At 63.3% G+C, this 10,754-nt stretch carries 9 protein-coding genes; 2 read left to right on the top strand and 7 right to left on the bottom strand.

Annotated features, from left to right (window positions below):
* Positions 1-48: 48 nt before the first annotated feature.
* From AD664_RS26285 to AD664_RS26270, 4 genes are all read right to left on the bottom strand, one after another.
* Positions 49-1,029: a FecR family protein gene (locus AD664_RS26285; RefSeq protein ID WP_053151448.1), complete on the bottom strand. Its 981-nt coding sequence runs from the start codon at positions 1,027-1,029 to the stop codon at positions 49-51.
* Positions 1,026-1,544 carry an RNA polymerase sigma factor gene (locus AD664_RS26280; protein WP_053151445.1) on the bottom strand — a complete coding sequence of 173 codons (519 nt, stop codon included), beginning with the start codon at positions 1,542-1,544 and terminating at the stop codon, positions 1,026-1,028. Before AD664_RS26280 ends, AD664_RS26285 begins: the two co-directional genes overlap by 4 nt.
* Positions 1,545-1,764: 220 nt before the next feature.
* The gene (locus AD664_RS26275; RefSeq protein ID WP_053151442.1) at positions 1,765-2,472 is read right to left on the bottom strand and encodes a PolC-type DNA polymerase III; all 708 of its coding nucleotides are present in this window, start codon (positions 2,470-2,472) and stop codon (positions 1,765-1,767) included.
* A complete protein-coding gene (locus AD664_RS26270; protein WP_305728886.1) occupies positions 2,469-4,403 on the bottom strand; it encodes a putative nucleotidyltransferase substrate binding domain-containing protein in 1,935 nt (644 codons plus the stop codon). The genes AD664_RS26275 and AD664_RS26270 overlap by 4 nt, the downstream gene beginning before the upstream one ends.
* A 258-nt stretch (positions 4,404-4,661) precedes the next feature.
* On the opposite strand from AD664_RS26270, the gene AD664_RS26265 reads away from it, so the two are divergent.
* The gene (locus tag AD664_RS26265) at positions 4,662-5,108 is read left to right on the top strand and encodes a response regulator (protein WP_053151434.1); all 447 of its coding nucleotides are present in this window, start codon (positions 4,662-4,664) and stop codon (positions 5,106-5,108) included.
* An 83-nt stretch (positions 5,109-5,191) separates the two neighbouring features.
* Here AD664_RS26265 and AD664_RS26260 read toward each other — a convergent pair whose 3' ends face one another.
* A complete protein-coding gene (locus tag AD664_RS26260; protein WP_053151431.1) occupies positions 5,192-7,369 on the bottom strand; it encodes a malate synthase G in 2,178 nt (725 codons plus the stop codon).
* A 473-nt stretch (positions 7,370-7,842) separates the two neighbouring features.
* On the opposite strand from AD664_RS26260, the gene AD664_RS26255 reads away from it, so the two are divergent.
* The gene (locus AD664_RS26255; protein WP_053151428.1) at positions 7,843-8,361 is read left to right on the top strand and encodes a glycine cleavage system protein R; all 519 of its coding nucleotides are present in this window, start codon (positions 7,843-7,845) and stop codon (positions 8,359-8,361) included.
* Between the two features lie 217 nt (positions 8,362-8,578).
* Here the strand turns inward: AD664_RS26255 and rarD are convergent, their stop codons facing one another.
* Together rarD and AD664_RS26245 are read right to left on the bottom strand one after the other, a co-directional pair.
* On the bottom strand, positions 8,579-9,466 hold the full coding sequence (gene rarD / locus AD664_RS26250; protein ID WP_042732809.1) for an EamA family transporter RarD: 888 nt from the start codon (positions 9,464-9,466) through the stop codon (positions 8,579-8,581).
* A 219-nt stretch (positions 9,467-9,685) separates the two neighbouring features.
* Entirely contained in the window at positions 9,686-10,660 is a 975-nt protein-coding gene (locus AD664_RS26245; RefSeq protein ID WP_053151425.1) for a serine/threonine protein kinase, read from the bottom strand.
* Positions 10,661-10,754 lie beyond the last annotated feature (94 nt).

The raw sequence follows: 10,754 nt of genomic DNA, 5'->3' as shown, positions 1-10,754 counted from the left end.
TGGGAACTCTGACAGGTCGTAAGAACGATTGGGCCTAAAAACGAGCGTTTATAAAGGTGATGTTGATTTTTCGTGGCGCTTTAACTGGGTCCACCAGGGAGTAATGTGCTCGACCTGCACCGGCAAGGTCGGCAGCAGCGCCGCCAAGGCCAGGTCGGTGTCGTGCAGCGGGAAGCTGCCGGTGATGCGCAGGTCCGCGACCTGCGGCTCGACGCCCAGGTAGCCGCGCCGATAGCGCCCCAGTTCGTGCACCAGATCCTCCAGGCGAGCGTTGTCGACCACCAACATGCCGCGGGTCCAGGCGTCTGCTCCGGGGCCCAGCGCCAACGTCGGCCCGAGCCCGTCGCGGCGCATCAACACTTGCTGGCCTTCGCGCAGGACCTGCTCTTCGTCCGTTGCCTGGGGATGCGCGGCCACGGCCGATTGCAACACGCTCAGGCGCGTGCCCTGGTCTTCTCGTTTGACCAGGAACCGCGTGCCCAACGCACGCAGGCGGCCTTCGCGGGTTTCGACGATGAAGGGGCGTGGGTCGTTGTGGCCGGTTTCCACCAGGATCTCGCCTTCCTGCAGGACGATGCGGCGCTGCCGGGCATCGAAGCGCACGTCCAGCGCGCTGTGGGTGTTGAGGTTGACCACCGTTCCGTCGGCCAGGCGCAAGGTGCGCTGTTCGCCCGTGGCGGTGCGCTGGTCGGCCAGCCAATAGTCCAGCGACAGGTAACGATCGGCGACGAACAGCGTCAGGCCGACGACTGCGACGAGGCTGGCCAGGCCGCTGCCCACCTTGCGCAACCGCCGCCGCAGGGTCGTGCGCGATTGCAGCAACGCGGCCCGCGCCGGCCCGCTGGCGACGCTGAAACGCTGGTCGAGCATGCCCAACTGCCGCCAGGCGCGGGCATGTTCTTCATCGGCGGCATGCCAGCGGGCGAAGGCCTCGCGCTCCTGGGCGCTGCCCGAATCCAGCGACAACTGCCAGGCAATGGCGGCATCCAGCACACGGGCCGATACCGGTTTGGCGCAGGCAGGATTCATGTCGGCTCGCCATACAGGGCGACGTAGCACTGGCGAATGCCCTGGGCCAGGTATTGCCGTACCCGTGGCACCGAAACCCCCAGGCGCTGGGCGATCTCGGCGTGGCCGAGGCCGTCGAGGCGGTTGTAGAGAAAGGCGGCGCGGGCCTTGCTCGACAATTGGCCGAGCAGCCGGTCGATGTGCTTGAGGTCTTCGAGGATCATCTGCTGTTCTTCCAGCGACGGCTGTTCGCTTTCGGGGATCAGCATCAACTCGGTGAGGTAGGCCTGCTCCAGGGCTGCCCGGCGGAAGTAATCGAACAGCAGCCCCTTGGCGATCGCCACCAGGAACGCCCGCGGCTCGCGAGGCGTGGTCAGTTGGTCGCGGCCGAGCAGGCGCACGAACGTGTCCTGGCTCAAGTCCTCGGCCCGTTGCGCACAGGCCACGTTGCGCCGCAACCAGGCCAATAGCCAACCGCGATGGTCACGGTACAACGCACCAACCAGATCACTGTGAGGGCTAGGAACTGACGACACGGAGCATCACCGATGTTTTAAGTAACGAGAATTGTTCGCGATTGTGACAGAGGCGGGAGAGCGAAAGCAATTGGCACTGGTCGGGTGGGGTTTCTGGGGTTGTTTCATGTGGGAGCGAGCTTGCTCGCGAAATGATCGATCAACTCATATCAGTGTCGGCCGACAGTACGCCATCGCGAGCAAGCTCCCACAGGGCCGATGGTGTTCACCGAATAGGGGGTTAAATCGAAGGCGTCTGCTGCCGGCGTTTCCATTGGCCCAGGCGCTGCTGCAACGCCAGCGGGCTGGGGATCTGTTGTTGGCGGGCGCGGCTGAACAGGATCAGTGCCAGTTCCGCCGTGGCCAGGGCGTCGGCGCTGGCGTTGTGGCGCTCCTGCACCTGCAGCTTGAACGCGTCGATCCAGTCGTCCAGGCCCGCCTGGCGCAGGGCGACCTGGGGGCAGAGCATCGGGGCCAGGTCCGCGACATCGAGGAACGGGTGCTGCAAGCGATAGCCCAGGTGGTCCTTCAGCGCGCGCCCGAGCATGTGGGCATCGAAGGGTGAGTGGAAGGCCAGCAACGGGCTGTCGCCGACGTACTCCATGAACGCCAGCAACGCCTCGGCCGGTTCGCTGCCTGCGGCAATCGTGCTCGGCGCCAGGCCATGGATCAGCACGCTGGGCCCGAGTTTGTGCTTGTCGCACTGCAAGGTGCGTTCGAACTGCTGGCCGAAATCGATCGCGCCGTCTTCGATGGCCACTGCGCCAATGGACAGCACCTGGTCCTTGTTGAGGTTCAGCCCGGTGGTTTCCAGGTCCAGCACCACCCAACGCTGTTCCCGCAGGCTGCATTCACCCAGGGCGGCAGGCGGCGGCAGGTCTGCCAGGCGTTGCTGCAAGGCGTCCGGCAATGACGGCTGGGCCGGGCGCAGCCAGGAAAACAGGCTCACAGCTGATACCTCAGGCTCAGGCTGCTTTGCAGGCGTTGGGCCTGGCGCAGGGATTCGCGCAGGATGCGTCGGTCCAGATGGTTGAGGCTGTCGGGGTCGACGCGGTTGGAGTACGGCAGGTTCTCGCGGGTTTGCAGTTGATGCTGTTGCATGCGGGTCTGCTGGATGAAGTGATAGGCCTCTTCATAGGCCGCGCCGTCGAGGGGTTCGATCACCTGGCGGGCGACCAGTTGCCGCAAGCGCTCCAAGGTGTTGTTGGCGCCGATGCCATTGGCCAGGGCCAGCAAACGGGCGCCGTCGACGAAGGGCGTCAGGCCTTGCACCTTGAGGTCGAGGGTGGCTTTTTCACCGTTCTTGCGGCTGAGCACAAACTCTCTGAAGCGCCCCACCGGCGGGCGATGGCGCAACGCGTTGTCGGCCATCATGCGCTGGAACAGACGGTTATCGCCTACCTGGTCGAGGATCTGCTGGCGCAATTGTTCGCAACCTTGTTCGTCACCCCAGACCACCCGCAGGTCGAAATAGATGCTTGAGCCCAACAGGTTCTCCGGCGTCGCTTCGCGAATGAACGCGGCAAAGCGCCGGGCCCATTCGGCGCGGGACAGGCACAGCTCGGGGTTGCCGGCCATGATGTTGCCCTTGCACAGCGTGAAGCCGCACAGGGCCAGGCTCTGGTTGATCTGTTGGGCGATGGGCAGCAGCAGGCCACGGATCTGCGCGGCGTGGGCGGCGTCCCGGGCTTCGAACAGGATGCCGTTGTCCTGGTCGGTGTGCAGGGTTTGCTCGCGGCGGCCTTCGCTGCCGAAACACAGCCAGCTGAACGGCACGCCGGGGTCGCCCTTGTCGGCCAGGGTCAGCTCGATGATCCGGCAGACCGTGTGGTCGTTGAGCAACGTGATGATGTGGGTGATCTGGGTCGAGGAGGCGCCATGGGCGAGCATGCGCTCCACCAGTTGGCCGATCTCGCCACGCAGGGCCACCAGGTTTTCCACCTTCGGTGCGCTACGGATGGTACGGGCCAGGTGCACCAGGTCGACTCGTTGCAGGGAAAACAGATCGCGCTCGGACACCACGCCGCACAGGCGCTGCTCCTTGACCAGGCAGACGTGGGCGATATGACGCTCGGTCATGGCAATCGCGGCGTCGAAGGCGCTGTGGTCAGGCGACAGGAAAAACGGCGCCTGGGTCATGTGCCCGGCGATGGCCTGGGAGAAATCCCCGGCCCCATCGGCCACCACTTGCCGCAAGTCGCGCAGGGTGAAAATCCCGACCGGCGTCTTCTCTTCGGTCACGACCACGATGCTGCCAACCTGTTGCTCGTGCATCAGTTTCACGGCTTCGCGCAAGGGCGTGTCGGGGCTGCAACTCACCGGGTGACGCATCGCCAGTTCACCCAGGCGCGTATTGAGGGAGTACTGCGTGCCCAGGGTCTGCGCGGATTTCTGTTGGACCTGCTGGTTGACCTGGTCCAGGAGGCTGCTGACCCCGCGCAAGGCGAAGTCGCGAAACGGCCCGGAGAGGGCGAACAGCTTGATGAAGGCCTGTTTGTTCAGTTGCAGGCAGAACGTGTCCTCGCCGGCCCGGTGCTCGGTGCGGGTGGCGCGCTCGCCCAGCAAGGCGGCGAGGGGAAAACACTCGCCGGTGGTGATTTCGAAGGTGGTCTCGGTGCCGCCCTTGGCCGAATGCGGACGCTCGCCCACCACCCGGCCCTGCTTGACGATGTAGAAGTGTTCCACCGGGCCATCGGCCGGCTTGATGATGGTTTCGCCAGTGGCGTAGAAACGCAGCAGGCATTGCTCCACCAGGTACGCCAGGTGGGCATTTTCCATGTGGTTGAACGGCGGGAAGCGCTGGAGAAACTGCAGTGTCCCCTGGATGTTTTGCAACACCGCGGTTTTCCCTGCCTGGGTGAAGGCGTCCGCTTTTTTCATAGCCATTAGGCAATCTTTTTCGAATTGTTGTGGTCGGATCTGTTCTCCCATGGTCGGCCCCTGAGCGCGGGGTGCCCATTGGACGTAAGTCTAGGTCGCCCGCGATAGGGCGAAACCGGGGGGAAATGCCCTGTGAGGGCCTTAAAAAAACTTCATTAAATGTTCTTGGAAAAAAATCCGACGAAGTGCACATTGAAGCGCCTTGCAACGATGTCTGACCACTTGCCAAGGGAATGATTCGAGAACGTAGAGAGCACCATGTCCGACCACGATATTTTGAGTGACGCCGAGCGCGAGGCGCTGAGTGCCGTCATGCTGGAACCCGACCTGCCGCCGCAGCGAGTCTTGATCGTCGATGACGACAAGGACGCCCGCGAACTGCTGTCGGAAATTCTGGCGCTGGACGGGATTCACTGCATGACCGCCGCCAGCGGTGAAACAGCACTCAAGATGCTGGAAACCAAGCCGTCGATCGGCCTGATAATCACTGATCTGCGCATGGGCAATGTCGATGGGCTGGAACTGGTCCGCCTGGTGCGCGAGTCCGAGCGTGCCGCGTTGCCGATCATTCTGGTGTCCGGCGACGCCGACGTGAAGGACGCCATCGAAGCCATGCACCTGAGCGTCGTGGACTTCCTGCTCAAGCCCATCGATACGGAGAAATTGTTGGAGTTGGTCAAGCGGGAGTTGGGGATGGACCTCTAGCCTGTGGCGATCGGTCCGCACGGCAAACAAGAAAGGCCCTGATCGCAAGACCAGGGCCTTTCTCATTGACCGCTACCGCTCAATCACAACCCATTGGCTGCCTTGAACTCACGACGGCGGCGGTGCAGCACCGGCTCGGTGTAGCCGTTAGGCTGGCGGGTGCCTTCGATCACCAGTTCGACCGCCGCCTGGAAGGCGATGTTGCTGTCGAAGTCCGGTGCCAGCGGGCGGTACAGCGGGTCGTTGGCGTTCTGGCGATCCACCACCGGCGCCATGCGCTTGAGGCTTTCCATCACCTGGTCCTGCGTGACGATGCCATGGCGCAGCCAGTTGGCGATGTGCTGGCTGGAAATGCGCAGCGTCGCCCGGTCTTCCATCAGGCCGATGTCGTTGATGTCCGGCACCTTGGAGCAACCCACGCCCTGGTCGATCCAGCGCACCACGTAGCCGAGGATGCCCTGGGCGTTGTTGTCCAGTTCGTTCCTGATCTGCTCCGGTGTCCAGTTCGGGTTGGCGGCCAGCGGGATAGTCAAGATGTCGTCCACCGACGCGCGAGTGCGCTTGGCCAGTTCGGCCTGGCGGGCGAATACGTCGACCTTGTGGTAGTGCAGCGCGTGCAGGGCCGCGGCGGTCGGCGACGGCACCCAGGCGGTGTTGGCACCGGCCATTGGGTGGGCGACTTTCTGTTCGAGCATCGCCGCCATCAGGTCGGGCATGGCCCACATGCCCTTGCCGATTTGTGCGCGACCTTGCAGGCCGGTGCTCAAACCGATGTCGACGTTCCAGTTTTCGTACGCGGCGATCCACTTCTCGGCCTTCATGTCGGCCTTGCGCACCATCGGGCCGGCTTCCATCGAGGTGTGGATTTCGTCGCCGGTGCGGTCGAGGAAGCCGGTGTTGATGAACACCACGCGCTCGCTGGCCGCCTTGATGCAGGCCTTGAGGTTGACCGTGGTGCGGCGCTCCTCGTCCATGATCCCGACCTTGAGGGTGTTGCGCGGCAGGTTCAGCACGTCTTCGATGCAACCGAACAGCTCGTTGGTGAAGGCGGCTTCCTCGGGCCCGTGCATCTTCGGCTTGACGATGTACACCGAGCCGGTGCGGCTGTTGCGACGGGACGTGTTGCCGTTGAGGCTGTGGATCGCCGCCAGGCTGGTGATCAGGCCGTCGAGGATCCCTTCCGGCACTTCGTTGCAGTGCTTGTCCAGGATCGCGTCGATGGTCATCAGGTGCCCGACGTTACGCACGAACAGCAGCGAGCGACCGTGCAACGTCAGGCCCGAGCCGTCGGCGGTGGTGTAGGTGCGGTCGGCGTTCATGGTACGGGTGAACGTCTGGTCGCCCTTGGTCACCTGCTCCGACAGATCGCCCTTCATCAAACCGAGCCAGTTGCGGTAGATCACCACCTTGTCATCGGCATCGACGGCGGCGACCGAGTCTTCGCAGTCCATGATGGTGGTCAGCGCCGCTTCCATCAGGATGTCTTTCACACCGGCCGCGTCGGTCTGGCCGACCGGGGTGCTGGCGTCGATCTGGATTTCGAAGTGCAGGCCGTTGTGCTTGAGCAGCACGGCGGCCGGCGCCGCGGCATCACCCTGGAAACCGATCAGTTGAGCATCGTCACGCAGGCCGCTGTTGCTGCCGCCCTTGAGGGTGACCACCAGTTTGCCGTCGACGATCTTGTAGGCGGTGGAGTCGACATGGGAGCCGGCCGCCAGGGGGGCGGCTTCGTCGAGGAAGGCGCGGGCGAAGGCGATGACCTTGTCGCCGCGAACCTTGTTGTAGCCCTTGCCCTTTTGTGCGCCGTCGGCTTCGCTGATGGCGTCGGTGCCGTACAGCGCGTCGTACAGCGAACCCCAGCGGGCGTTCGAGGCGTTGAGGGCGAAGCGGGCGTTCATCACCGGCACCACCAGCTGCGGGCCGGCCATGCGGGCGATTTCATCATCGACGTTTTGGGTCGTGGCCTGGAAATCCGCCGCTTCTGGCAGCAGGTATCCGATGTCTTGCAGGAAGGCTTTGTAAGCCACGGCGTCGTGGGCCTGGCCGGCACGGGCCTGGTGCCAGGCATCGATCCGTGCCTGGAAGTCGTCGCGTTTGGCGAGTAGGGCTTGGTTCTTCGGTGCCAGGTCATGGATGACCTTGTCGGCACCGGCCCAGAACGCGTCGGCGGTGAGGCCGGTTCCGGGAATGGCTTCGTTATTCACGAAGTCGAACAGGACTTTGGCGACCTGCAGGCCACCGACTTGAACGTGTTCAGTCATTGCTTGCCTCACTCTGCTCAGCTATTTCGCTTTTCAGCTCTTCGATTTTGACAATGAAGCCTCGGGACATTTAAACCACAAACCCCGGTACCAGTACATGCCATCGCTGGCGGCTGGGTGGGACCTATCAAAGGGCTCTTGGCCTTGCTGACGGGGCTTTCAGGGATGCGACTGCGCCTTAAGCAGACATCGGTCCAACGTTATGTAGTGCTCGCTGCGGCATACTACATGATCAACTGCGGTTGTGAAAATCAGACTAAATGCGTCGTTCTGCGACCGACTAAAGGCGTACAGTCACGACGAGACATCGGATGTTCTCAAAAAACAGAGGGATTGTTCCAGATAAATCTTGAAACTTGTACACGATTGTTCGATTGGCCAGTCACGCCCCTGGTGCCTAGGGGAAATCCCCCTCGCCACAGAATTGATGTGCACTTCTATACTCCTGCTTCTCACCACAAGAGGGCTGCGCCATGGACCATCTGGTTATCACTGTTTTCGCCCCGGACAAGCCCGGGCAGGTCGAGCGCATCGCCGATTGCATCGCCGAGCACGGCGGCAACTGGCTGGAAAGTCGCATGTCGCACCTGGCCGGGCAGTTTGCCGGGATCCTGCGCCTCAGCGCCCCCGCCGAGGCCCATGAAGCGTTGATCGAAGCCTTGCAGGGGCTGTCGGTCCACGGCATCCGCGTGCTGATCGCCGAGAGCGCCGCCGAGGCGTCGTGCAGTTGGAAACCCATTGTCATGGAGCTGGTGGGTAACGATCGGCCTGGCATCGTGCGCGACATCACCCGGCTGCTGAGCGAGCAAGGGGTCAATGTCGAGCGGCTGGTCACCCATGTGCGCCCGGCCCCCATGAGCAGCGAGTTGCTGTTTCACGCCGAGGCGATCCTTGGCGTGCCGCTGGCCTTGTCGCTGGACACGTTGCAGGAACGCCTGGAGACCCTGGCCGATGAATTGATGGTGGAGCTCAAGCTCAGCGACGAAGCGTGAAGCGGGTTATCCAAGGAAAACCTGCGCCTGCCTGTGGATAACCTGTAGAGACCCGGCGCCAGCCCAGGCCCGCCGGGCCTTAGCCGGCGATGATCAAAAAATCACCGATTATCAAGGGCTTGTGCACAATCGGCGGGGACCACGCTGTGGATAACCTTGGGAAGAATCAGCGCAGGCCACGTTGCACGGGGCCTGCGCAGGGTTGAACGTTTTTTGATCAGTTGCGTCGGCGCAGGCTGATCACCGCATCGATGCTGTACACCGCGAGCCCCGCCCAGATGAACAGGAACGCCACCAGGGTGCTGGACGACAGGTGCTCGCCGAACAGTGTCACCGCCAGCAGCAACACCAAGGTCGGGGCGATGTACTGGAGGAACCCCAGCGTGGTGTAGGGCAGGTGCCGGGCCGCGGCGTTGAAGCACACCAGCGGAACCAGCGTCACCGGGCCTGCGGCCACCAGCCACCAGGCTTCGGAAGTGCTCCAGAAAGCAGCCTGGGCACTGGTGGCCGCCGGGTTGAGCAGCAGCCAGGCCACGGCAATCGGCACCAGCATCCAGGTTTCCACCACCAACCCCGGCAGGGCCTTGACCGGCGCCTGCTTGCGGATCAATCCATAGAAACCGAAGGTCAGCGCCAACGCCAGCGATACCCATGGCAGGCTGCCCACTTGCCAGACCTGCTGCGCCACGCCCACCGCCGCCAACCCCACCGCCACCCATTGCATGGGCCGCAGCCGTTCACCCAGGATCAGCATGCCCAGCAGCACGTTCACCAGCGGGTTGATGTAATAGCCCAGGCTCGCTTCGAGCATCCGCCCATTGTTCACTGCCCAGACGTAGGTCAGCCAGTTGACCGCGATCAGCGTACCGCTCAGGGCCAGGATCGCCAGTCGGCGTGGGTTGTCCCGCAGTTCGCGCCACCAGCCCGGGTGCTTCCAGACCAGCAGCAACGCCGCGCCGAACAGCGCCGACCACAGGACGCGGTGGATGATGATCTCCACGGCTGGCACGCTGGCGATGGCTTTGAAATAGATGGGGAACAATCCCCAGACGATATAGGCGGTCAGGCCCAGGATGTACCCGCGACGCGGGTTGGCGGCTTGCATGCAGAATCCTTGCTTAGGCAGCTAACAAAGAAGTGATTGTAAGGAGATTTGTCAGGTTGGGTGTGAACCTTTGTGAACGTCCTGGCCCCGCCACAGATCCTTCTGTGGGAGCGGGCTCGCTCGCGAAAGCGGTGGGTCAGTCGAGATGGATATTGAATGTTCCTCCGGCTTCGCGAGCAAGCCCGCTCCCACACGGGGCGCGGTGACAGCTGAAACCCATCAGAACAACTTCAACGGCTCTTCATTCAATGCCGCCAGTTGCTCGCGCAAGGCCAGCACCTGGTCGCCCCAGTAGCGTTCACTGCCGAACCACGGAAAGCTGCGGGGGAAGGCCGGGTCGTCCCAGCGGCGTGCGAGCCAGGCGCTGTAGTGCATCAGGCGCAGGGCGCGCAAAGGTTCGATCAGCGCCAGTTCCCGAGGGTCGAAGTCGTGGAACTCCTGGTAACCGTCCATCAATTCCGACAACTGCCCCAGGCAGGCCTGGCGGTCGCCGGCGAGCATCATCCACAGGTCCTGGACCGCGGGGCCCATGCGGCAATCGTCTAGGTCGACGATGTGAAACACTTCATCGCGGCACATCATGTTGCCGGGATGGCAGTCGCCGTGCATGCGGATGGTCTGGTGGGGGGTGGCGGCGTAGGCCTCTTCGACACGCTTGAGCAGGTCCCTGGCGACCGACTCGTAGGCCGGCAACAGGCTGCGCGGGACGAAGCCGCTGTCCAGCACCGTGGCCAGGGAATCGTGGCCGAAGTTCTTCACGCCCAGGGCTTCGCGGTGCTCGAACGGGCGGCTGGCGCCTACGGCGTGCAGGCGTCCGAGCAGTTGCCCGAGGCGATAGAGCTGGTCGAGGTTACCCGGTTCCGGCGCACGACCGCCACGACGGGGAAACAGGGTGAAGCGAAAGCCTGCGTGTTCGTGCAGGCTGGCGCCGTCATGGATCAATGGCGCCACCACCGGCACTTCGCAATCGGCCAGTTCGAACGTGAAACGGTGTTCTTCCAGGATCGCTTCATTGGTCCAGCGCGCAGGGCGATAGAACTTGGCGATCAGCGGCTCGCCGTCCTCGATACCCACCTGGTAGACACGGTTCTCATAACTGTTGAGCGCCAACACCCGGGCGTCACTGAGCAAGCCCAGGCTTTCAACGGCGTCGAGTACGAGGTCGGGGGTGAGGGTTTCAAACGGATGGGACATGCTGACTCCTGCGCAGCGGCAGGGCTGCCGCGTCCGGCCCAGCATGGTAGCGCAAAGCAGTCTGGATTGATTGTCAGTCCTGAATCAGCTTTGT

It is taken from the genome of Pseudomonas sp. P97.38, from assembly GCF_001269745.1.
GTDB lineage: Bacteria > Pseudomonadota > Gammaproteobacteria > Pseudomonadales > Pseudomonadaceae > Aquipseudomonas > Aquipseudomonas chlororaphis_E.
Note: the sequence above shows the minus strand (reverse complement) of the source record. Positions and strands in the feature narration are given on the sequence as shown.

Excerpts from the sequence above, each read along its gene's own strand:
- AD664_RS26255 (WP_053151428.1), top strand. The coding sequence starts at position 7,843 with ATGGACCATCTGGTTATCACTGTTTTCGCCCCGGACAAGCCCGGGCAG.
- rarD (WP_042732809.1), bottom strand. The coding sequence starts at position 9,466 with ATGCAAGCCGCCAACCCGCGTCGCGGGTACATCCTGGGCCTGACCGCC.
- AD664_RS26265 (WP_053151434.1), top strand. The coding sequence starts at position 4,662 with ATGTCCGACCACGATATTTTGAGTGACGCCGAGCGCGAGGCGCTGAGT.
- AD664_RS26260 (WP_053151431.1), bottom strand. The coding sequence starts at position 7,369 with ATGACTGAACACGTTCAAGTCGGTGGCCTGCAGGTCGCCAAAGTCCTG.
- AD664_RS26285 (WP_053151448.1), bottom strand. The coding sequence starts at position 1,029 with ATGAATCCTGCCTGCGCCAAACCGGTATCGGCCCGTGTGCTGGATGCC.
- AD664_RS26245 (WP_053151425.1), bottom strand. The coding sequence starts at position 10,660 with ATGTCCCATCCGTTTGAAACCCTCACCCCCGACCTCGTACTCGACGCC.
- AD664_RS26270 (WP_305728886.1), bottom strand. The coding sequence starts at position 4,403 with ATGAAAAAAGCGGACGCCTTCACCCAGGCAGGGAAAACCGCGGTGTTG.